Origin of the sequence: Falsiphaeobacter marinintestinus (assembly GCF_007923355.1) — a bacterium.
In the GTDB taxonomy this organism is placed as follows: Bacteria; Pseudomonadota; Alphaproteobacteria; order Rhodobacterales; family Rhodobacteraceae; genus Phaeobacter_A; species Phaeobacter_A marinintestinus.
Genome location: NZ_VOGO01000004.1, coordinates 259,800 through 281,570, shown reverse-complemented (window position 1 = coordinate 281,570; position 21,771 = coordinate 259,800). Strand labels below are relative to the sequence as shown.

At 60.7% G+C, this 21,771-nt stretch carries 24 protein-coding genes; 9 read left to right on the top strand and 15 right to left on the bottom strand.

Features of this window, described 5'->3' with window-relative positions; all coding sequences use genetic code 11:
• Window positions 1-35 precede the first annotated feature (35 nt).
• The gene (locus FOY56_RS11060) at window positions 36-839 is read left to right on the top strand and encodes an arylamine N-acetyltransferase family protein (RefSeq protein ID WP_146345897.1); all 804 of its coding nucleotides are present in this window, start codon (window positions 36-38) and stop codon (window positions 837-839) included.
• Here the strand turns inward: FOY56_RS11060 and FOY56_RS11055 are convergent.
• Window positions 836-2,071 (bottom strand): OmpA family protein, encoded by a 1,236-nt coding sequence (locus FOY56_RS11055; protein ID WP_146345896.1) that lies wholly within the window; start codon window positions 2,069-2,071, stop codon window positions 836-838. The two genes, FOY56_RS11060 and FOY56_RS11055, sit on opposite strands and share 4 nt — an antisense overlap.
• A gap of 123 nt (window positions 2,072-2,194) precedes the next feature.
• Here FOY56_RS11055 and FOY56_RS11050 point away from each other — a divergent pair, with 123 nt between their 5' ends.
• On the top strand, window positions 2,195-2,557 hold the full coding sequence (locus tag FOY56_RS11050) for a hypothetical protein (RefSeq protein ID WP_146345895.1): 363 nt from the start codon (window positions 2,195-2,197) through the stop codon (window positions 2,555-2,557).
• Between the two features lies 1 nt (window position 2,558).
• Here the strand turns inward: FOY56_RS11050 and FOY56_RS11045 are convergent, their stop codons facing one another.
• From FOY56_RS11045 to FOY56_RS11030, 4 genes are read right to left on the bottom strand one after another with little or no spacing between them, the layout of a single operon-like run.
• Window positions 2,559-3,164, bottom strand: a complete 606-nt coding sequence (locus tag FOY56_RS11045) for a pyridoxamine 5'-phosphate oxidase family protein (protein WP_146345894.1) — start codon at window positions 3,162-3,164, stop codon at window positions 2,559-2,561.
• Complete coding sequence (locus tag FOY56_RS11040) at window positions 3,151-3,891, bottom strand: lysophospholipid acyltransferase family protein (protein WP_146345893.1); 741 nt, start codon at window positions 3,889-3,891, stop codon at window positions 3,151-3,153. The genes FOY56_RS11045 and FOY56_RS11040 overlap by 14 nt, the downstream gene beginning before the upstream one ends.
• Window positions 3,891-4,736 carry a cell division protein FtsX gene (locus FOY56_RS11035; protein ID WP_425468362.1) on the bottom strand — a complete coding sequence of 282 codons (846 nt, stop codon included), beginning with the start codon at window positions 4,734-4,736 and terminating at the stop codon, window positions 3,891-3,893. Before FOY56_RS11035 ends, FOY56_RS11040 begins: the two co-directional genes overlap by 1 nt.
• A gap of 50 nt (window positions 4,737-4,786) precedes the next feature.
• The gene (locus FOY56_RS11030) at window positions 4,787-5,464 is read right to left on the bottom strand and encodes a cell division ATP-binding protein FtsE (protein WP_146345891.1); all 678 of its coding nucleotides are present in this window, start codon (window positions 5,462-5,464) and stop codon (window positions 4,787-4,789) included.
• 183 nt (window positions 5,465-5,647) lie between these two features.
• On the opposite strand from FOY56_RS11030, the gene FOY56_RS11025 reads away from it, so the two are divergent.
• Complete coding sequence (locus tag FOY56_RS11025) at window positions 5,648-6,457, top strand: zinc-ribbon domain-containing protein (RefSeq protein ID WP_146345890.1); 810 nt, start codon at window positions 5,648-5,650, stop codon at window positions 6,455-6,457.
• A gap of 10 nt (window positions 6,458-6,467) precedes the next feature.
• Here FOY56_RS11025 and FOY56_RS11020 read toward each other — a convergent pair whose 3' ends face one another.
• From FOY56_RS11020 to FOY56_RS11000, 5 genes are all read right to left on the bottom strand, one after another.
• A complete protein-coding gene (locus FOY56_RS11020; RefSeq protein ID WP_146345889.1) occupies window positions 6,468-9,029 on the bottom strand; it encodes a TIGR02302 family protein in 2,562 nt (853 codons plus the stop codon).
• Between the two features lie 37 nt (window positions 9,030-9,066).
• Entirely contained in the window at window positions 9,067-10,332 is a 1,266-nt protein-coding gene (lysA, locus tag FOY56_RS11015; RefSeq protein ID WP_146345888.1) for a diaminopimelate decarboxylase, read from the bottom strand.
• A gap of 147 nt (window positions 10,333-10,479) precedes the next feature.
• Window positions 10,480-11,673 carry a sugar-transfer associated ATP-grasp domain-containing protein gene (locus FOY56_RS11010; RefSeq protein ID WP_146345887.1) on the bottom strand — a complete coding sequence of 398 codons (1,194 nt, stop codon included), beginning with the start codon at window positions 11,671-11,673 and terminating at the stop codon, window positions 10,480-10,482.
• A gap of 99 nt (window positions 11,674-11,772) precedes the next feature.
• Window positions 11,773-12,090 carry a DUF2834 domain-containing protein gene (locus tag FOY56_RS11005; RefSeq protein ID WP_146345886.1) on the bottom strand — a complete coding sequence of 106 codons (318 nt, stop codon included), beginning with the start codon at window positions 12,088-12,090 and terminating at the stop codon, window positions 11,773-11,775.
• The gene (locus FOY56_RS11000) at window positions 12,090-12,710 is read right to left on the bottom strand and encodes a TetR/AcrR family transcriptional regulator (RefSeq protein WP_146345885.1); all 621 of its coding nucleotides are present in this window, start codon (window positions 12,708-12,710) and stop codon (window positions 12,090-12,092) included. Before FOY56_RS11000 ends, FOY56_RS11005 begins: the two co-directional genes overlap by 1 nt.
• A gap of 122 nt (window positions 12,711-12,832) precedes the next feature.
• Between FOY56_RS11000 and FOY56_RS10995 the strand changes: the two genes are divergently transcribed.
• Both FOY56_RS10995 and FOY56_RS10990 read left to right on the top strand, forming a co-directional pair.
• Complete coding sequence (locus tag FOY56_RS10995; protein ID WP_246139460.1) at window positions 12,833-13,264, top strand: DUF8051 family protein; 432 nt, start codon at window positions 12,833-12,835, stop codon at window positions 13,262-13,264.
• An 84-nt stretch (window positions 13,265-13,348) separates the two neighbouring features.
• A complete protein-coding gene (locus tag FOY56_RS10990; protein WP_146345884.1) occupies window positions 13,349-13,723 on the top strand; it encodes a YMGG-like glycine zipper-containing protein in 375 nt (124 codons plus the stop codon).
• Here the strand turns inward: FOY56_RS10990 and FOY56_RS23575 are convergent, their stop codons facing one another.
• Window positions 13,724-13,864 (bottom strand): hypothetical protein, encoded by a 141-nt coding sequence (locus FOY56_RS23575; protein ID WP_186766314.1) that lies wholly within the window; start codon window positions 13,862-13,864, stop codon window positions 13,724-13,726. It lies immediately after the preceding gene.
• Complete coding sequence (gene argH / locus FOY56_RS10985) at window positions 13,861-15,252, bottom strand: argininosuccinate lyase (protein WP_146345883.1); 1,392 nt, start codon at window positions 15,250-15,252, stop codon at window positions 13,861-13,863. Before argH ends, FOY56_RS23575 begins: the two co-directional genes overlap by 4 nt.
• Before the next feature lie 19 nt (window positions 15,253-15,271).
• Between argH and FOY56_RS10980 the strand changes: the two genes are divergently transcribed.
• Window positions 15,272-15,832: a TlpA disulfide reductase family protein gene (locus tag FOY56_RS10980; RefSeq protein WP_146345882.1), complete on the top strand. Its 561-nt coding sequence runs from the start codon at window positions 15,272-15,274 to the stop codon at window positions 15,830-15,832.
• Between the two features lie 99 nt (window positions 15,833-15,931).
• Here the strand turns inward: FOY56_RS10980 and FOY56_RS10975 are convergent, their stop codons facing one another.
• Entirely contained in the window at window positions 15,932-17,500 is a 1,569-nt protein-coding gene (locus tag FOY56_RS10975; protein ID WP_146345881.1) for a calcium-binding protein, read from the bottom strand.
• A 212-nt stretch (window positions 17,501-17,712) separates the two neighbouring features.
• Between FOY56_RS10975 and FOY56_RS10970 the strand changes: the two genes are divergently transcribed.
• Entirely contained in the window at window positions 17,713-18,099 is a 387-nt protein-coding gene (locus FOY56_RS10970) for a hypothetical protein (protein WP_146345880.1), read from the top strand.
• The gene (locus tag FOY56_RS10965; protein ID WP_146345879.1) at window positions 18,096-19,061 is read left to right on the top strand and encodes a sterol desaturase family protein; all 966 of its coding nucleotides are present in this window, start codon (window positions 18,096-18,098) and stop codon (window positions 19,059-19,061) included. The genes FOY56_RS10970 and FOY56_RS10965 overlap by 4 nt, the downstream gene beginning before the upstream one ends.
• Before the next feature lie 25 nt (window positions 19,062-19,086).
• Here FOY56_RS10965 and FOY56_RS10960 read toward each other — a convergent pair whose 3' ends face one another.
• Both FOY56_RS10960 and FOY56_RS10955 read right to left on the bottom strand, forming a co-directional pair.
• Complete coding sequence (locus FOY56_RS10960; protein WP_146345878.1) at window positions 19,087-20,028, bottom strand: calcium-binding protein; 942 nt, start codon at window positions 20,026-20,028, stop codon at window positions 19,087-19,089.
• A gap of 62 nt (window positions 20,029-20,090) precedes the next feature.
• The gene (locus FOY56_RS10955; protein WP_146346035.1) at window positions 20,091-20,690 is read right to left on the bottom strand and encodes a DNA-3-methyladenine glycosylase I; all 600 of its coding nucleotides are present in this window, start codon (window positions 20,688-20,690) and stop codon (window positions 20,091-20,093) included.
• Between the two features lie 138 nt (window positions 20,691-20,828).
• Here FOY56_RS10955 and FOY56_RS10950 point away from each other — a divergent pair, with 138 nt between their 5' ends.
• Window positions 20,829-21,668 (top strand): EAL domain-containing protein, encoded by an 840-nt coding sequence (locus FOY56_RS10950; RefSeq protein ID WP_146345877.1) that lies wholly within the window; start codon window positions 20,829-20,831, stop codon window positions 21,666-21,668.
• Window positions 21,669-21,771 lie beyond the last annotated feature (103 nt).

The following is a 21,771-nucleotide window of genomic DNA, read 5'->3' as shown; positions in this document are numbered from 1 at the left end:
CTCCCTGCCCCGCACCTTGGCGGCAAGGAGACCCTATGACCCCCTTTGACCTAAACGCCTATCTGGCCCGGATCGGCCTGACGGACGTGCCTTGCACGGCAGACGGGCTGCGCGCGCTTCAGGTTGCACAGCTGCGCGCGATCCCGTTCGAAAGCGTCGATCCCTATCTGGGCCTCATCCCCGACCTGACGCCGCAGGCGATCTTTGACAAGACCGTGCACGACCGCCGGGGCGGATATTGTTTTGAACTCAACACGCTGTTTGGCGCGGCCTTGCAGGCGCTTGGCTTCGAAACGATCCAACGCCTTGGCCGCGTGCGCCGGGTCTCTCCGCTGGGCGGCCCGCGCAGCCACCTTGTCCAGCAAGTCACCATTGATGGCGTCAGATGGCTCGCCGATACCGGCTTTGGCGGCCCGGGGTCACTGGTGCCCTTGCAGATCAACCACGACGCCCCCCAAGAGACGCCTACCGGGCTCTACCGGCTGCGCTGGGACGACCTGACCGGAGAGCACGTGCTTGAAAAACAATCGCAAGACGCATGGACTGCGCTCTATGCTTTTGATGAGGCGTTTGTCGGTCCGTGGGACATCGCCGGGGCCAATCATCTTTGCGCGGTGTGGGATCAGATGCCGTTTCCAAACAACCTGATGCTGGCCGGGTTCGATGGCGACACCCGCATCGGCGTCTTCGGGCGCGATGTGACGATCCAGACCGCCGGGCAGGAAGACCGCCGAAAGATCGCAGACAAATCCGACCTTATCGCCCTGATCAAACGGCTTGGCCTGACCTTTGATCCGGCAACCGTCGACCGGGTCTGGACCAAACTGTCAACCGCCTAGCGCCGCCGCACCTCGACCCGCCTGTTCAGCGCTTTGCCATCAGCCGTCGTGTTGCTGGCAACCGGGGCGCTTTCGCCCTTCCCGACAGCCCCCAGCCGCGCAGCGTCGATGCCGTTCTCGACCAGCCACGTAACGACGGCCGCCGCCCGACGATCTGACAGGTTCTGATTGTAACCATCGTCGCCATCCGCATCGGTATGCCCTTCGATATCCACATTCAGCGCGGGCGCGCTCTGCAAAGCGGCCAGCAACCGCCGCAACGCAGGCAACGCGGAGGGTTTCGGCACATCGCTGTCATATTCGAAATGGATGCCATAAATCCGCACCTCGCCCAGGTCTTCCAACGCTTTCACAATCGGGTCGACTGGGACTTCTGGCGTTTCAGCAGCCACCGATTCGGGGCTGCAGGGGGTAATCGTGCCCTCCGGCGCAACCGGACCACCCCAAACCTTGCGGCTGCGGTGCCGGTACTTGGCCCCTGTCAGCGCGCCGGTACTGTCGCGCGTCAGAAACGCCGTGCCAACGATCCCTTGATCGGATGTCCAGGACAGCAGCGCCACACCCGACTGAACCGCGCCGCTTAGCGTCCCTGTGCTGAGACCGCTGTTTTCCAAATAGCATCCGCTCAGCAAATCGCCGTCCTGATGCAGCTCGATGAAATCCTTGCGCCCGCTCTGAAAGACGCCCGTAAACCGGTCGGGGTCGGTCGGAGGCGTCAGCGTGCCATGGGCGATGACTTCGGAAAAATATACCCATGCTGCCTCTGGCGTTTGCGGCCCCTCAACCGTGAACCGCAACCAGCGTATCGGCATGCCCGGTGCGATATCAGCCAGCGTGGCACCTTCTGGCGCCGCCTTGAACCGGGTAAGCTCCTGATATCCCTGATCCGGGCCCTCGTTCGATCCTGCAACACGCACAAACCCGGCCGACCCGCCCTGAACGCCTCCGGGCCGGGGACCTGCGCCATGCAGGCCCACAGCCGTCAATTCGGCAGGCGCGATCAGTTCAAACACAAAGCTGTAGGGCGGCGGAAATTTCTTGGTCGAGGTGTCCCAGTTGCTGGCCGGGTCTCCGTCAGTCAACGCCAGCGCCGTCGCCGGATCGACACTGGCCGACACCAGCACCGCACCGCTGGCCAGCGTCAACAGATCAGGCTCGGTGGCGTGATCCTGTGCCGCCAACCCGCTTGCCATCACAAGCCCCGCCACGATACCCGTCAGCCGCCCAAACATGTCACGCCCCCTCGCTGTGTCACTATGGGATCACAGGCTAGAACCCGATCGGCGAGTCATCAACTTTTTTCCGGGCTTGGCGCACCGCGCCCAAGCGGGATATCCTGACAGCAGGAGGTCATGATGCAACGACCTGTTGTCTTGTTCTGGGTACTTCTGGCGCTGTGGGCTGCGGCCTATGCCACGTCGCTTTGGCAGCTGTTGCTGACCGATGCCACCGGTGACGGCTTGACCCGTGGGTTGAATCGGGTCTCGGGATTTGTCGGCTGGCAGACGGTGGCCGCCATAATCGCCCTGATGCTGTGGATGGCGGCGCGCTCGTGGGCCGCGGGGGCACTGCGGTGGCTGGCCCGCATCCCCGGATTACTGGCTTTGGGGCTGGTCTTGCTGATCCTCGGCCTGATCGCATGGGCGCACATCATGAAACCCGGTCAAACGCCGACGCCGATGGTGCCCTCACCCGTAACCAAACCCGTCGATCAGTGACCTACCACAGCGTCTTGGACGCCCTTGGCGCCCATTCCCGATCATAGGATTCGCCACCAACTTCGCCATCGGTCAGCTCGGCCAGGATATCACCCGCTGTCGGCAAACCTTCGCTTTGATCGCCTGACACCCATGTCCCGGCCCGCAACAGCGCCCGGGCACATTGCGAATAGATCTCGGTAATCTTGATAACGATAACCGTCGCGGGCAGCCTGCCCTTCTTTTCGAACCGCCCGCGCAAAGACTCATCAACCGTCAGCTGAGCCGTCCCGTTCACCCGGATGACCGTGTTGGACCCGGGTACAAAAAACATCAGCGACACTCGATCGTCCCGCACGATATTGCGCAGCGAGTCCAATCGGTTATTGCCACGCCAATCCGGCATGGCCAGCGTGCCAGGATCCAGTTCCAAAACCACCGGCCCATCATCGCCCCTTGGCGTGGCATCGGTACCTTCGGGCCCCACCGTGCTCAGCACACACAGCCGCGATGTCATGATCCAACGCCGATAGGCCGGGGTCATACGCCGCGCGACTTTGCGCAAAGACGCCTCACCCGGCGTTCCATACTGCGCCTCAAGCGTTTCGATATCCTTAATGAAATCCATCCGGAGCAAACCCCGCTTCCCGCATCAGCTCATTCGACCGGGTTTCCACCCGTTGTTCCAGCTCGGCCATAAAGGCGCCTTTCGGCATGCCCGCCGGCAGAGGGTCCAGAAATTCGACCACGGCCAGACCCGGATTGCGCAGGATACCCTTGCGCGGCCAGAACAGACCCACGTTCAGCGCCACCGGATAACAATCTTCGCCCAGACCTTCGTACAGAACGGCACTGCCAACCTTGTATGATTTGTTGGTTCCCGGCGCCACGCGGGTGCCCTGAGGGTAAATCACCAGCTGCCCGGGTTCTTCGAATTCCTTCGCAACATCCTGCACCATCTTGGCAATCGCCGCGCCCTTGCGGCCCCGATCCACCGGGATACAGCCCAGACGCTTGGCATAAAGGCCGATAAACGGCACCCAAAGCAATTCGCGCTTCATGATGAACTTGGGCTGCGGCAAGGCGTTGAAAATGATCAGAATATCAAAGAATGACTGGTGTTTGGCGGCGACCAGCGTTTCGGTGTCGGGCACGCGTCCCCGCACTTCGGTTTTGATGCCGACCATCCAGCCTGCCATCCAGATCACCGTGCGGGCATAAATCTTGCACGCCGTCAGCGCGCCCTTCTTGGCAATCAGCGCGTAGGGAAAGAACATGATGCCCAGCACCGCCATGAACACATAGATCACGATCTCGAAGATCACGGACCGGGCCCATTGGATCGCCTTGGTCATCAGGCAAGCTCCCTCAATGTACTGCGCGCCGCCAGCCATGTGGCGATAAAGGCGACAACCCCGCCCAGTGTCGGGATCAACAGCGGCAACAGCCACCCCCAGCCCTGAAATCCAAGCCCGGTCAGAAACCCGCCCTCGTCTGACGCCGCTGGCATCAGCAAGACACCAGCCATGCCAATCACCACGCCCACAGCCGCGCCGATCAGGGCCCGGATGGTGAACCGGCGTACAAATGCCCCGGCGATATAGCGGTCGCGCGCGCCGACCAGCCGCAGCACCTCGATCACCTGCGCATTCGCCGCCAGCGACGATTGCGCGGCCAAGGTGATCATCGCCGCCATCGCACCGCCCAGCAACCCGATCGAGATCCAGCCCAACCGGCGCAAGCTGTTGGCCGCAGCCACCAGAGGTTCGCGCCAGCGCGTGTGATCATCCAGTACCGCGCCCGGGACTTCGGTGCTCAGCCGTAAGGTCAGGCCTCGCACATCGTATCCAGGGTCTGCGGCGATGATTTCGATCAGTTGCGGGATCGGCAAATCATCCAGCGGAAGATCCAACCCGAACCAAGGGGCCAACAGTGCGGCCTGTTCTTCCACACTCAGCGCGCGGGCACTGGCCACCCCCGGCGTCTGCTCCAGAATGGTCAGGGCCACCTTGGTCTGCGCTGCCAACTGACCGGATGGGGCCGAAATCCGCAAGGTCGCACTGCGGGCCAGTTCGTCAGCCCAGCGATCCGCCAATCGCCCCGATGCCAATGACAACGCCAAGGCAAACACGGTCAGAAACGCCATCGCGCCCGAAACGAACAAGGTCAGCCGCGCGGTAAACCCGCTGGGCGGCACCATACGGTCGGCCTGCGCGTCGCCGATCAGGAAATTTCGGATCGTTCCCTTGCTCACAAATCCGCCCCCGCCAAGTGTAGCTGCCGGTTCGAAATCCGCAAAACCCTGGCCTGCACATGCGCCTTGGCCGCGCGGATCAGTCCCAAATCGTGGCTGGCGATCAGCACCGCTTTGCCCATCCGGTTCAGCTCCAGCAGCAACTGCAACAGCCGCTGCGACATTTCCCAGTCGACATTGCCCGTCGGTTCATCTGCCAGCACAACATCCGGCGACATGATCAGGGCGCGGGCCAACGCGGCGCGTTGACGTTCCCCGCCAGACAATTCAGGCGGTAAAGCATCTGCCCGATCCGAAAGGCCCACCCAATTCATCAATTCGCGCAGATTGGCGTTTTCCTGCCCCATGTCATGTCCCGACACCATCAGCGGCAGCGCGATATTGTCGGCCAGCGGCAAATGGTCAAGAAAGCGGCAATCCTGGTGCACCACGCCGATCCGGCGGCGCATCATCGCCATCTCGTCCCGGTCACGGGTGCGCATATCTGCGTCAAAGGCCCGCACCGTGCCCGATGTCGGCAGCAGCGCCCCATAGCAAAGCTTCATCAGGGTGGTTTTGCCGGACCCCGACGGGCCGGTCAGAAAATGGAACGATCCGGGCGCAAGGCGCACCGAAACGTCACTCAGCAGCTCTCCGCCGCCATAGCTATAGCCCACATTGTCCAGCTCGATCACGGTTGCCCCCTGACACTCTCGCCACCTTGTGCCTCAGCAAAGCCCCCTTTTCAATGGGCTGAGCGTTGCACGAAACCCCATGTCGCGCGATCTTGCCATAAATTCCCCTTCCCGCAGTTCCCGCGAGCGCATATGATCGCTGAAAAAGAAAATACTGGTAGGCATTGGGGATAGGAGCAGCACATGCGTCTGACATGTCCGAATTGTGGGGCCCAATACGAGGTTCCCGAGGGTGTCGTTCCGACCGAAGGGCGGGACGTGCAGTGTTCGAACTGCGGCAACACGTGGTTTCAACCCCACCCGGACCACCCTCAAGAACAGCCTGAGCCGGAGTCCGAGGTCGAGTCCGAGCCAGATTTCACCCCTGTTCCGGACCCATCCGAACCAGAGCCCGAAACCGCGCCAGAGCCAGAGCCAGAGCCCGAACCCCGGCAGCCCGATCTGGCTGACCCGGCACCAAACCCGGTTGGCGAACGGCAGGAACTGGACAATTCCGTGTCGTCCATTCTGCGCGAAGAAGCCGAGCGCGAAGCCCAGCTGCGCGCCGAAGAAAACTCCGCGATTGAAACACAAGCAGATCTTGGGCTCGAGAATTTTCCCGGCGACGAGGCTGCAATACGCGCCAAACAGGCGCGCGACCGCATGGCCATGATGCGCGGCGAACCGACCGAACCCACCGACCCCGGGTCGCGCCGCTCGCTTTTGCCGGATATCGAAGAGATCAATTCGACCCTGCGCACCCAGAACGAACCGTCCAAAACCGGTAACACGGCGCTGGCCGACGTTGTCGCGCCGCGCAAGAAAAGTGGGTTTTCCCGTGGTTTCGCGCTGGCTCTGATCATCGTTGCGCTATTGGTCGCGATCTATGCCAACGCACCGCTGATTTCCGAAAAGGTGCCGCAGGTCAACTCGATCCTGAACGCCTATGTCGGAGTCATTGATCAGGCCCGTAACTGGCTAGACGATCTGATCGGATCAGCCATCCCGCGCTGATCCGCGTCGCTCAGAACCGGTCCAGCAGTCGTTTCAGGTAATCCAGTTCGATCTCGGGCCGTTCGCCGTCACCGGCGCGGCGCCGTATTTCGTCCAGCAACTCGCGGGCGCGCCGATACACGTCTTCGCCCTGCAAAAGCCCCTCTTCGGTGCCGATAGACCCGTTGTTGCCCCGGCTGCGGCCCAGCGGATCGTCATTGCGCGCCCGCATCTGGCCTTCGGCATTGCCCTGACCCTGCTGCTGGTTCTGCTGATCCTGCGCCATGGCTTCGCCCAATGACCGCATCCCTTCCCGCAACGCTTCCATCGCCTCGGCCTGTCGGTCAATCGCCTCGGCCAGATCGTCTTGGCGCAATGCGCCCTCGGCCTGTTCCATCGCCCGACCGGCCCGGTCCAGCGCGTCGCGGGCGGCATCGCCTTCAGCGGTGCCTTCGCCGGGCATGTTGTTCTGCTGGCGGTTCAATTCATCGCGCAAGGCCTGCTGGCGATCAGCCAAAGCGCCTTCGCCACCGCTTTGATCCCCGTCCTGTCCCTGCTGGTCTCCGCCGGTTCCATCATGGCTTTGGCCCCGACCCTGTCCGCCATCGCGGCCTTCGTTGCCCTGGCTCTGGCCGGATTGCGCGCCCGGATTGAACTGTTCCTGCAAATCGCGAAACGCCTGATCGCTCAGCCCCTGCTGATTGCGCAGGGTTTCCGCCAGACCTTCCATGGCGCGTTGGCCTTCGGACTGGCTGCCCTGTCCCTGGCCTTGGGTCACGCGCATGTTGTCCATCAGTTCCTGAAGTTCCTGCAACGCCTGCTGCGCCTCGGCCATGCGGCCCTGTTCCATCAGTTCCTGAATGCGGTCCATCATCTTTTGCAGATCGTCCTGCGTCATCTGCATCGAATTGCTGTTCTCGGACTGGCGTTCGCCGTTCTGATCGCCCTGCTGCTGCGCCTGACGCGACAACTGCCGCATGTAATCGTCGGTTGCCTCGCGCAGTTCCTGCATCAACTCGGCGATTTCCTGATCCGACGCGCCGTTCTTCATCGCCTCTGACAGGCGTTCCTGCGCGCGACGCAAGCGTTCCAGCGCATCGCCCAGATCGCCATCTTCCAGCAAAATGGCCAGATCCCACAGCGCCTGCGCGATCTCGTCCTGTTTTTCAACGGCCAACCCATGATCGGTAAACGCCTCCAGCCGCCGCAGGATCACCCGCAACCGCAAATAGGCCGTTTCTGACCGGAAAATGTCATCTGGCCGGTGCGAAATCGCGCGCAACATCATCGCAACACGCGGCGCATTTTCCCGCGACCACAACAGATCGCGGCGCTGTTCGATCACCGCCGCCGCCATCGGGTCAAAGAACCGCCGCGCTGGCAGAGCGGCGTGAAACGGCTCGGCCTCGCCGATCTGTCCCGCTGCGTCCTCAATACTCAAGCTGAACACAACCGGCAGGTTCGCCCAGGGGTGCTGTGAAAAATCTTCGATCAGATCTTCGGTGAATTCGTGCCGATCACCCGAGATCGGCATCGGCAATGGCACACTCAACACCTCTCGCGGTTCCGGATCGACCGCCAGACCATACCGCCGATCCAGCGCTGCCAGATCCAGCGCGATCAGCGCCGTGCCTTCCAGTACCCCATAATCATCGCTCGCCGTAAAGGGCAGCGTCATCTGGCCACCAGCGCCCACTTCGGCTTCGCCCGCGACAGCAACTTCGGGTGGCATGTCCGGGATCAGCCCCACGTTCCAACTGCGCCCGCCGGGTCCGTCGATCCGCAATTCACCGGCCTGAGCCGCCGTGAAATCCTGTTCCGGGTCCGAGGCCGAGGGCAATTCGCCCACCCGGCCCGACACGGTTTCAGCCAGCGTCAGCGCGCCAACCTCGCCATAAAACCGCAGCGTAATTCGGCTGCCCTCTGGGATTTCCATCCCGGCATCGTCAATATCGTTCAGGTAAATCGTCGGTCGGCCCGTATAGCGCGGCGGTTCAACCCAGCCTTCCCACGACGGCCCACCGGCCAGCGCATTCGCTGCACCCGGCGTCAGTTCACTGACCGATCCAACACGCCAGATCGATCCGAACACCAAGGCAACGGTCAACGCCAAAAGCGCCACATACCGCAAGGCAAACGGATCGCGCGGTGCCAGCCGCAGATCGGGTTTGGCCGGTTTGGCTTGCGCCGCCCGGTCCGCCATCCGCGCCTGATGCGCGTGCCAGACCGCCGCCGAGGCCGGATCATCGGCCCCGATCGCCTGATCGTCCAGCAAAGTCCGGATCGGATGGCCCTGCAACGTGCCGTCCAGGCGATCCAGCGCAGCATCCCGTGTCGGCCAGCTAAATCGGCGCGCGCCCAGAATCAGTGTCACCACCAGCCCAAGCAGGCTCAGAACCGCGACGCTCCATGTGATTTCGATCGCCAAATTGTCCTGAAGCCCCAGCATCAGAAACGCCAGAACCCCCATCAAAACCGAAATAAACGGCCAGAACGCGCGTAAAAACGCCTCGGCCAGCATGCCAAGACGCGTCAGCATCAAGGGCAGGCGAAGGGTGCGAATGATATTGTCAGGACCAGTTTGGTCTGCCATCGAACGGCGCGCTCCTATCGGCTCGCGCAGGATCGCGTCAGAGCCACTCAGGTATGGTATCGCGATTTATCATTTCGTCAAAGGTCGGGCGTGGGCGGATAACCGCGAATTGATCGCCATGCACCAGAACTTCGGGGATCAGCGGGCGCGAATTGTATTCGCTGGACATCACAGCACCATAGGCCCCGGCGCTGCGAAACGCGATCAGATCGCCAGCGGCCAGGGGGGGCATATCGCGTTGCTTGGCAAACGTATCGCCACTTTCACAGACCGGACCGACGATGTCATAGGGCTGTTCTTCGACACCGACGTCAGGTTCGATCACCGGAATGATGTCGTGATGCGCCTCGTACATGGCGGGACGCACAAGGTCGTTCATCGCGCCGTCCACGATCAGGAAATCGCGCCCCTCGCCGTTCTTCACATAGATGACCTTGGACACCATGATCCCGGCATTCCCGGCGATCAGACGCCCCGGTTCGATTTCGATCTCGCAGCCCAGATGGCCCAAAGTGCGTTTCACCAAAGCCCCATAGTCGGTTGGCAGCGGCGGCGCGTCGTTCGAACGGGTATAGGGAATCCCCAAACCGCCGCCCAGATCCAGCCGGCTGATCTCATGCCCATCCGCACGTAATTGTTCGGTCAGTTCGGCAACTTTCACATAGGCCTGCTCGAACGGGTCCAGTTGAGTCAGCTGGCTGCCGATATGTACATCGATGCCGATAACCTTCAGGCCCGGCAACGTGGCGGCATGGGCATAGACGTCGCGCGCCCGTGCAATCGGGATGCCGAACTTGTTCTCGGACTTGCCCGTCGCGATCTTGGCATGGGTCTTGGCATCAACATCCGGATTCACCCGAATGGTGATCGGGGTGACCTTGCCCAATTCCTCGGCAACTGCGTTGATCACTTCCATCTCGGGCTCGGATTCGACGTTGAACTGGCGAACCCCGCCGACCAGAGCGGTGCGAATCTCGCCTGCGGTCTTGCCAACCCCCGAGAAGACAATTTTGTCGCCGGACACGCCCGCCGCGCGGGCGCGTCGATATTCGCCCTCGGACACCACATCCATGCCCGCGCCCGCTTGCGCCAGCGTTTTCAGAATCGCCTGATTGGACGCGGCTTTCATCGCGTAGCAGACCAGATGGTCCATCCCGTCCAGCGCTTCGTCGAACAGACGGAAATGGCGCAGCAGGGTCGCTGTGGAATAGACATAGAACGGAGTGCCCACCGCAGCCGCAATCTCGGCCACGGGCACATCTTCGGCGTACAAGGCGCCGTCGCGATAAAGAAAGTGATCCATGAAAGCGCGCTTAGGGGAAAGCGCGGCGCGGATCAACGGAAATTGCGGGACGGCATCCGGTCAGAAGGTCGAAGGGGGCCAGCCCCCTCTGCCCTGCGGGCATTCACCCCCGGGATATTTTCAGCAAGAGGAAATGGCAGGCAGACCTCAGGCCTTCTGTTTTTTCTGTGACTTGCGGGCCTCGAACAGCTCTTTCTTGCGGGCATACATCTTTTGCGAGATCGCTGCGGTGTTTTCGAACACCGGCATGAAATCCGGGTTGCGAATGCCGCGCCCGAAAGCCAGTTGATAGAGCGCGTGGAACGGGTTGTCGTTGGCCTCAATAATGGTCGGGCCTTCGGGGGTGATCGCGATGTCCCAGCCGATCACACCGAAATCCGGGAACAGCGCATGGGCGCGGCTGGCGATATCGGGGATCTGGTCGAAGAACGGCACCCGGACATCGGCGAATTTCACACCCGAGACCGGATGTTCGTCGATCAGACGGGCGTTCAGGCCGGTACCGATGCGGCAGCGGCCAAGGCGGCCGTCTTCGGTAATCGAAGCGATCATGCTACCGTCCTGCCAGAAATTGTCCGACATCGCTTTGGGTGACGGAATTTTCCACAGCGAATACAGCATCCGGGGCATCACGCTGTCGCGCACGGTCACCACGCGGATGGTCCCAATGGCGGGACCGGCGACGTCAGTGAGGTCTGAATGCTGCACCAGCGCAGATTGGAACAGGAAGCCATCGGGGTAATCCTGCAGGATTTCGGTGCAGAACGCATCCAGATCGACCGTGCGACCATTGCCCAGCACCAGCTGATCGCCATCGACACCGCTGAGCAGGGCGGAACCAAAGCTGCCTGTGCCGCGCGCGGGCTTGGCAAAGACCGGATATTCGGCAGTGTTTTGCAGGAAGGACCGGATCTCTTGCGGGGTGGCCAGCGACGGGATGTTGCCGAACAACCGATCCGCCTGCGCCACGGCCTGGGTCCGTGTGGCGCGAAAGCCAAGCTCGTTCAGCAGCGCCGTATAGACCACCTTGTCCTGCACAAAGAACCGCGCGCCGGTCAGGTTCGTCGGCGACATGAACACGTTCAGATCATAACTGCCATTGACACCGACATAGGCCCGCTTTTCGTCCATCGACAGCGCCGGGTCATAAAGGCCCGCCGAGTAGTACTCATGTGTGGCCAGTCTGGATGTGCCGCGTGACAGCAGCACCATTTCCTTAAGCTGGCGCACCGGGCTGACGCCGAACTTGCGGGCGACATCGACAATGACAGGGGCTTTGGCGGCACCGGGCGCTTTGGGCGGGGTCACCAGGGCCTTGGTCTGTGTTGCGGTCATCGTCATGTCTCGGCTCCTCAAACAGCGATTTTGTGGCTTTTGAGACCGTCGTAAATGGCGAAAATGGCAAGAATTGGGCCGGATTGTTTCTAATTTGAAAAAAGTTCAGACAACCGGGCGGGTGCGTAAAAACAGATACAGAGGCAAGCCGCAGCTGACACCGATGCAGAACGTTGCCGGGATCGCCACCAGTGCGATCCAGTTGCGGCGCACCGCGACCTCGGCAATCACGAACACCGTCAGCGCAATGGCCGAGATCGTCAGATCCCAGACCAGACCGCTGCTGGCCGCATTGGCATGCCACGCATCGACCATTAACGACATGTTCACCCCATTGGCCGAAAACCACTGGATGAAGTAATACATCGGATGGATCGCGCCCCAGATGGCGAGGGCCAGATAAATCATGCGCAAGGGGGACATCAGGGTGTCTCTTTCATCGGTTGGGTTGGCGATGCCGGGCCAAGGCCGGTCGCCAGTATTGAGATAGCAGCATCGCGGCGCGCGGCAAATGCCTGCGGGTCGGGATTGAACAGCGCCAGGTGGATCGTCAGCCCGTCCAGCATCGCCACCACCGTACGGCCTGCCTGCCCGGGGTCCAGATCGCGGCGCACTTCACCCCGGTCCGCCAAAGCGCGGAACTGATCGCCATAGATATCGCCCAGCCAGTCGAAAAACCCACCGATGACCTCAACCGCACGCGGGTCCTGGAACCCCGGCCCCAGTACGTCAAAGAACATCGACGTCGCGCCCTGCCCATCTGTCGGCATCGACAATCGCACCCCATGCAGAAATTGCTCAAGCGTCTGCGGTGCCGGAAGCTGTGCAATCCGGGTCTGAATTTCCCCGAAGTACCGGCGCAGCAGCGCCAGCATCAACTCGTCCTTGCCCTTGAAATACAGGTACAACGTGCCCTTCGCCATTTGGGCCGCGCGGGCGACGTCATCCATCTTTGTGACGTGGAACCCCTGGGTCATGAAACAGCTTGCCGCCGCATCCAGAATACGGGTCTGCATCTCTTCCCGGTCGACGATTTTTGGCACGTGCGCCCTCCTGTTTGGCGCAATGTGACGCGCCGGCACACCGGGCGCAAGCTTATTATGACTTGACGGTCATTAAAGGACATCCCATTTATGACCCATCAGTCACTAAAAGGGACTACCCCATGACCCAAGCCGAATATCGCCTCGCAGACGGGCGGATCGATCCGTCCAACGCCCCATTGTCCACGGCGGCAAAACTGACGCTTGTTCTGGTGGCCAGCTTTGTCACGCTGGTGCCCGGCGGCCCGGTTGAGACCCGCGATTTCACCGCCCTTGGCGGCCCCGTCTTCTGGGGGTTCAACGCCTTCCTGATCGCCTTGGGCGTGCTGGCCGTGGCCTCATCCATCGCCATGCTGCGCGGATATCGCACCGCCGCGTGGGGCGTTATCGCCTGCGCCTGGGGATACATCTTCGTGGTTCTGCTGGACCTCGGCCATGTCTTCCCGACCTCGCCCGACCCGATCCCGCTGCTGCTGGGTCTGGTCGAAATCCTCGACGTCATCCTCGCCGGGTATGTGATCGCTCTGGCGCATCGCGCCCTCGGCCATTTCTAACCACCAAGCCTCTGACCTCAAACGGTTTTGCGGCGCGGTCCCTGACCCCGTCCCGAAACAGCTATTCCCAAAAGGACCTTAACAATGAAACGTCTTGCATTCTGCTTGCTGCCCCTGATCCTCACCGGTGCCTGCGCGGGCACCGGGGCACAACACCAACCGGTTTTGTCCGCCGTCCCCGGCCCCGGCTATGATCAGGATCTGAATGACTGCAGCGCGCTGGCCAAATCGCAAAGGATCTGGAACCCCGAGACCAAGACACAGGCCGTTCTGGGCGCGACAGTAGGTGCGTTGGCTGGTTTGGCCGATGACACGGTCGACAGTGCCGAAGGCGCAATTGCAGGGGCAATGGTCGGGGCTGCGTCCGGGGCCGCACTCGGAGCCGCCGACATGCGCAACACCCGCAAGGATATTCTTATCGAATGCCTGCGGGATCGCGGCCACCCGGTGGCCGGATAATCACTCGGCCAGTGGTGACACTTCTATTGCAACCGGGCTCAGCCATGTCGTGGCGTTTTGCGTGGGCGGAATGGGTTCCCCATCCACCCCGCAAGCGGCCAGCGCCAGAAACGTCAGCACAGCAGCAACAATTCGTGTCATCCCAGCATCTCCGTCCAGCGGGCCACCTGAGCGCGCACCTGCGCGGGCGCGGTGCCACCATAGGACATTCGTGAATTCACAGAATTCTCGACGCCCAGCACGGTAAACACATCTTCGGTGATGCCCTCGTGAACTCCGGTCATATCCGCAAGGCTCAGGTCGGGCAAATCGCATCCGCGACTTTCCGCCAGCGCCACCAGCGTGCCGGTGATGTGATGCGCATCGCGGAACGGCAGCCCCAGCACCCGCACCAGCCAGTCGGCCAGATCCGTCGCCGTGGAAAACCCTGATCCGGCAGCCGCAGCCAGCGAGGCCTGATTGGCTGTCATATCCTTGACCATGCCCTCCATCGCAGCCAGTGCCAGCATCCAGTTATCAGCGGCGTCAAACACCTGTTCCTTGTCTTCCTGCATGTCCTTGGAATAGGTCAGCGGAAGCCCCTTCATCACCATCATCAACGCGGTATTCGCGCCAAAGATCCGGCCCACCTTGGCGCGGATCAGTTCAGCCGCATCCGGGTTTTTCTTCTGTGGCATGATGGATGACCCGGTCGAAAACCGATCCGACAATTGCACAAACCGGAACTGCGCCGACGACCAGATCACCAATTCTTCCGCGAACCGCGAAAGGTGCATCGCGCAGATTGAGGCGCATGACAGAAACTCCAGCGCAAAATCCCGGTCTGACACCGCATCCAGCGAATTCGCGGCCGGGCGATCAAAGCCCAGCGCCGCCGCCGTCATCTCACGATCAATCGGGAAAGACGTCCCCGCCAATGCCGCCGCGCCAAGCGGCGATTCATTCATCCGCGCCCGCGCATCGCGCACGCGCGAAAGATCGCGGCCAAACATTTCGACATAAGCCATCATGTGATGGCCCCATGTCACCGGCTGCGCGGTCTGCAAATGGGTAAAGCCAGGCATCACCCAATCGGCCCCCGCTTCGGCCTGACCCAACAGCGCCTTGATCAGCGCCAAAATCCCTGATTCCGCCGCATCGAACTGGTCGCGCACCCACAATTTGAAATCGGTCGCCACCTGATCGTTGCGCGACCGCCCCGTGTGCAGACGCCCGGCAGGTTCACCGATCACCTCTTTCAGGCGCGCTTCGACATTCATGTGAATGTCTTCCAACGCGGTCGAAAATACGAAATCGCCGCTTTCGATCTCTGACAACACCGTGAGCAGGCCTTCCCTGATCGCGTCCGCATCGTTATCGCTGATCACGCCTGTTGCGGCCAACATCGCCGCATGGGCCCTTGACCCGGCAATATCCTGCGCCGCCATCCGCTTGTCGAATCCGATAGAAGCATTAATTGCTTCCATGATCGCGTCCGGTCCGGCGGCAAAACGGCCACCCCACATCTGGTTCGAGGTTTTGTCAGTCATATCAGTCCCGAGGAAATACATGCGCCTAGTTCGTCAGCTGATCCTTTATATGGCCCTTGCTCTGGGCGCAAATGCCGCTCTTGCCGCAGACACCGCAACGCTCGAGGCGCTGCGCGATGGCGACATGAAGAAGCTGGTCTTCCTCAGCGACCCCAAACCGGTCTCGGACAAAGAGTTTTTTCTGGCCGATGACGCAGGCACGGGCACGCTGGCAGATTATCAGGGCAAATACGTCCTGCTGAACTTCTGGGCCACATGGTGCGCGCCCTGCCGCAAGGAAATGCCGATGCTGTCCGAGTTGCAGACCGAATTCGGCGGCGACCGGTTCGAGGTCGTGACCCTCGCCACGGGTCGCAACAACCCGGCAGGCATCCGCAAGTTCTTTGCCGATACCGGCATCACCAACCTGCCCCGCCACCAGGACCCGAAACAGGCCATCGCCCGCGACATGGCCGTTCTGGGCCTGCCCATCACCGTGATCCTGAACCCCGAAGGCCTGGAAATCGCCCGCCTGCGCGGTGACGCAACGTGGAATTCGGACAGCGCCAAGGCGATTATCGCCGCCTTGCTCGACCGCTAAAGAAAAGCGACGGTTCGTAGCGATTTCCGGGTTCATTTTCGAGCCTGAAAAGGTCAGGGCGGCGTTCGCCAAACACGCTTTGCCGCGACGCGTCGGCGTCTACAGAAAGTCCTCCGCAGTGATGTCGGCCGCAGTCAGGGTACCGTCACTGTCCTTCACCACAAGCAGGTCACCATCCGCGACGATCTCGACATGTCCCGGTTCCACATCGGTTATCGTGACCGACGCGGTCGGCGCGCCAAAGGTGATCAGGTCAACCCCATCCTCAAAGTCCAGAATCGTGTCCGTTTCGCCATCGGCATAAAAGATGAACAGATCCGCACCGCCGCCGCCAAGATGCAGATCGGCCCCGTCGCCACCGTCCAGCACGTCGTCACCCGCCTGCCCGCGCAGCCAGTCGTCGCCCAGCCCTCCGGTCATCGTGTCGTTGCCCAGCCCGCCAAACAGATCATCATCGCCTTCGCCGCCGCCCAACTGGTCATCGCCCTGTTCGCCATGCAGATCATCGGCTCCACGGCCGCCTCTCAACTCATCGTCGCCGCGCCCGCCGAACAACTCATCGCTGCCGGTTTCGCCCAACAGCGTGTCATCCTCACTGCCGCCGAACAACTCATCATTGCCGATCCCGCCCCGCAGCGTGTCGTTGCCATGACCGCCAACCAGAATGTCCTCTCCGTGATCCCCCAGCAGGATGTCCCCGTCCATTCCGCCATACAGCCGGTCATCGTTGGCCCCGCCACGGATTCGGTCATTGCCACGCAAACCGAACAGCATGTCGCCACCCTCTTTGCCAAGGATCAGGTCATGCTGAAACGTCCCTTCGATAAAGTCGAAGGTGTCCGTGCCCTCGCGCCGATAACTCTCCATCGAAAGCCCAAGCTGTGCCCATGTTCGCCCCTCGATGCTCAGCCCGACAGCCGTTTCAGATATCACCTCCTCCACAACGCTCAGATCAACGCCGCCCCCCGAGCGCAGGTAAAACGCGATTGGCTCGTTGAGTTTTTCCGCATCGACACGAACAACCCGCATGGTTCCCACAACGCCCGCGGCGTCCAGGTACTCGATATCGACAAGCGTCATATGCGTGCCACCCGTTGCGAAATCCGAGTATCCAAGGTCGAAATGCGGGATTGAGACGCTTGGCTCATTCCCGATGGGGGCTGTCCCGGTTTCAGACGAGAACTCCACAAATCGGTCGTCATCATAAGCAAAGAACGTGACATTGGTCAGGTTGATCGGGTTGCCGAACTCATCAATGTCCACCCTCAGCGCGTCACCATATCGGGCTATCTGCCCTTCAGGCACAAAGCTGTACGGGAAGTAGTCGACTCCGAAAGTCGGCGGCAGAACGCCGTCAACCGTCGTGGTCAATCGAACAATGGCCTCGTTCGGATCATGAAATTGCGAGAGCACATAATAATCGTACACGCCGTCCGAAAATTGCAGCATTGGCGCGGTGTCGTCTAACCCGTTTCGCTCAAGGAACATGATGCTGCCAAAACTAATGACCGGCGCATCCGGGCCCAAAGACACGCCGTCGACGACAAATTCGGCCCCGGCTTCCTCAGACTCGAAACGATCATCATTGGGGTCGTTGACTTCCAACGTGACGACATCCACGTTTCCCAGCGCATCGACGCGGGCAACTTCTCCAACATAAACGGTCATGCAAAACACCTCCCAGAACCGAAAATCATTTGATGCAAAACATGCGCATTTTGCGATCCATCTGGATACGGATCAAGTCTTGTCCTGCGTCCCAGCGCTGCTCCGAACCGTGCGGCGGCTGCGCGCGCGCCCCCTTGCCCCCCCGCTTGACGTCGCGACTGCATTGACATCGCCCCTGCAAAACCGATGAAATCCCCCGCAAGGAGGACCCCATGCCGCTTGAACTCCTGCTCGCCCTCGTGGTGATCGGTATCGCTGGCATTGCGCTTTTGCTGCATCTGATGGGCCGGTCAGATCAAACCTATCTGACCACCGAAGACGCGCGCGCGCAGTGGCACCGCCATTTTCCCGATGATGACATCATCGACGTCACCCTGACGCAAGACGCCCACGCCGCCGTTGTACGCACCCGCGAAGGCACCGGGCTGCTCTGGTCCTTCGGAGCCGACACTGTTGGCCGTCACCTGATCGATTTCGACATGATTGAAACCGAACACGGACTGCAGGTGATGTTTCACGACTATGCCTCGCCCAAGGTCACCCTTCACCTGACCGAATTTGAGCGCGCGCATTTCCAGACCCTGATGAGGCCCCTATGAGTGACCTGACCTATCCCGACGTCGTCCAGTGGGCCGTGCCGTTCTTCATCGCCGCCATCCTTGCCGAAGTCGCATGGATCGCGTGGAAGGGGCGCGGCGGACGGTATGAAACCCGCGATGCGGTGACCTCGCTGGTCATGGGCGCGGGCAATGTCGCCTCGGGCATTCTGCTGGGCTTTATTGCCTGGGGGTTCTTCATGTGGCTCTGGCAGATCACGCCGCTGGATCTGGGCACCAGCGTCTGGGTCGTGCTGCTGTGCTTCGTGCTGGATGACCTGCGCTATTACTGGGTGCACCGTTTTGGCCACCGCATCCGCTGGGTCTGGGCCAGCCACGTCAACCACCACTCAAGCCAGCATTACAACCTGACCACGGCGCTGCGGCAGACGTGGACTTATACATTCACCTTCATGATGGTCGTGCGCGCGCCGCTGATCCTGCTGGGGTTCCACCCGGCGATGGTGCTGTTCGTTGGCGGTCTGAACCTGATCTATCAGTTCTGGATCCATACCGAGGCCATCGGCAGAATGCCCCGCTGGTTCGAAACGGTCATGAACACGCCCAGCCATCACCGCGTGCACCACGGTCGCAACGCGCGCTATCTGGATGCGAATTATGCCGGGGTCTTCATTATCTGGGACAAGATGTTCGGCACTTACGTCCCCGAACTGGACGAAGAAAAACCGGACTACGGGCTGGTCCACAATATCGGCACGTTCAACCCGATCCGCGTGGCGTTTCACGAATGGGTCGGCATTTATCAGGACGTCACGCAACCCGGCCTCACCCTGCGCCAGCGCTTGATGTATGCCTTTGCCCCGCCGGGCTACAGCCACGACGGCAGTCGTGACACGTCTGAAGGGATCAAGGCCAAGCATCTGGCACGAAACCCCGCCGACGCCGGAACGCCGGGGTTTGAAACCACCGTACCACACGCCCGCCCTTCTCAAGCAGCCGAGTAACGACCTAACATTCCGTCAGACGACCTTACCCAAAGACAAAATGCTCTGCCGTCAGATCGGCGGCGCTCAGCGTGCCATCGCCATTGTCGATGGTCAGCAATTCGCCGGCAACTGCGACCACAACAAAGTCAAACGCCGTATCGTGGATATCAAGTTCGTGGAATGCCACGCCGAATTCCGACAGGTTGATACGGTCCATATCAAGATCGAAATCCCGGATATGATCCACGTCACCGTCAAAAGACATCACGAAAGTATCACGACCAAAACCACCGAACAGCTGATCGACACCGTCGCCATCCTTCAACAGGTCGCGCCCTGTTCCGCCTGACAGACGGTCATTTCCGGCCCCGCCATCCAGAATGTCCCGCCTGACCTGGCCGCGCAGAAAATCGTTGCCGTCTTCGCCGATCAGCACATCATCTCCGCCGCGTCCGGTGACCACATCATCCCCGTCGCCCGCCGAAACAACATCGTCCGAGGACGACCCGATGATGACGTCGTCTTGTGTTGATCCCAGCGCAGTGCCGCCGCCGGGCGGGATCTCATAGGTGATCTCATCATAGGTCAGCGTTGACGTATTCACCCGAACCAGATCACCCTGAAACGCGATCTCGTCCGCCGTATCCAACCGGTACATGACATTGGGTTCCAGCGGAACGTAATAGAACTCCGCACCCGCTCGGATCACAAGGAAATCGGCATCCTGGGTAAAGCCGAAGGTTGTGGTGAACTCATAGTTGAACACAAAGGTTCTGGCGTTTTCCAGCGGGTCGCTTTGCCCATAGACATGTATTCCGTCCAGGAAAAATGGGCCGCCCGTATGGCTGTCATCCCCAAGAAAACCGTTCGATTGCCAGTCCGTGAAACCGATCAGAACGGTCGAGGATCGCTCAAAAGAGCTGTCATAAGCAAATCGATAGTAAGCCGTCGTGGACGAAATGTCAGAATTCATCAGGTCTGCCATTCGGGACCTCGCATATCAAAAAAATGAAAAGGACGCCCCGAGGCATACCAAAAAAACCGATTCTACTTAAGGATTTTAACCAAAAGTTTACTAAGCTGTGTATCACCCGCGAGTTCAGCATGCCTATGGCAGGTGACGATATGGTCGTTCACCATGCCCACCGCCTGCATGAACGCATAAACAATCGTTGGCCCACAAAACCGAAATCCGGCTTTTTTCAGGTCCTTCGAAATCTGCGTCGATAAAGGAGTCGATGCAGGCACGTCGGCCATCGTTGCCCGGTTGGCCTGCAACGGGGCGCCACCGACGTAATTCCACAGAAACGTGTCAAACCCCTGCTCGGCCTCGATCTTCTGCCACGCCTTGGCGTTGCCGATGGTCGCTTCGATCTTGCCGCGATGTCGCACGATCCCCGGATCCTGCAACAACCGCTCAACCTCGGGCTCGCCCCACTCGGCGATGATGTTCGGGTCGAACCCGGCAAAAGCCGCGCGAAAATTCTCTCGCTTTTTCAGAATGGTCAGCCAGCTCAACCCGGCCTGAAACCCGTCCAGGACCAGCTTTTCCCACAACGCGCGGCTGTCATATTCGGGCACGCCCCAATCGGTGTCGTGATAATCGACATAGATCTGTTCCGATCCGGCCCAGCCACAGCGTTCCATCATGTTCCCCCAGTATTTCAGCCAGTCAGCGATGCCAGATCCAGCAAGTTTGATCCAAATCCGCAGTTTAATGCTCTCGTAAGGCTTATGGCGAATTCTGCGTCCACTGGATAGCCAGATCAACGCCGTGGGGCCACCATGAAACACAAATCCAAGACACTTGCCGACTTGCCCGAAGGGGCAGACAGCCCGCTGAACGTCGCGGTGGCCAACCGCGACCGCTCGATCCTGACAATGGTGAAAGAAGCCGTCAAACACCGCGAATGCCTGCTGGCCTTTCAGCCGGTGATGCAGGCACGCCCACCACAAGGCACCGCGTTCTACGAAGCGTTGATCCGCGTGCTGGACGCCACCGGCCGGGTGATCCCGGCGCGAGACTTCATGCCCCTGGTCGAAACCAGCGAACTGGGCCGCGAAATCGATTGTGCCGCGCTCGAAATGGGCTTGCGCACGCTGGGCCGCAATCCGGGGCTGCGCCTGTCCATCAACATGTCTGCCCGGTCCATTGGGTACCGTCGCTGGATGCGCGTGCTGGACCGGTTTCTCAGCAAGGACAAGACACTGGGCGAACGTCTGATTTTAGAGATCTCGGAACAATCTGTGATGACCGTGCCCGAACTTGCCATCGACTTCATGGACCGGCTGCAGGACCGCGGGATTGCCTTCGCCCTTGACGATTTCGGCGCCGGGTCGATGACCTTCCGCTATTTCCGCGATTTTTTCTTTGACGCGGCCAAGATAGACGGCCAGTTCGTGCGCGGCGTCCAGTCCAATTATGACCAGCAATGCATGGTCCGCGCACTGGTCGGAATGGCACGGGAATTCGACATGTTCACGGTCGCCGAATCCGTCGAATCTGAAAAGGACGCCGAATTTTTGATCTCGATCGGGGTCGATTGCCTGCAAGGATACCTGTTCGGTGCCCCGTCCGTGCACCCCCCGTGGAAGCAACAAAACAAAGACACAGCAAGGGCTTGACCCTGCGGCACCCGCCCTTTGGACACTGAGACACACTGTCCGTTGCTGCAAATGCAGCAATCCGGTATCACCTTTTCCATTGGGACGGGGGTTTGCTGCTGAA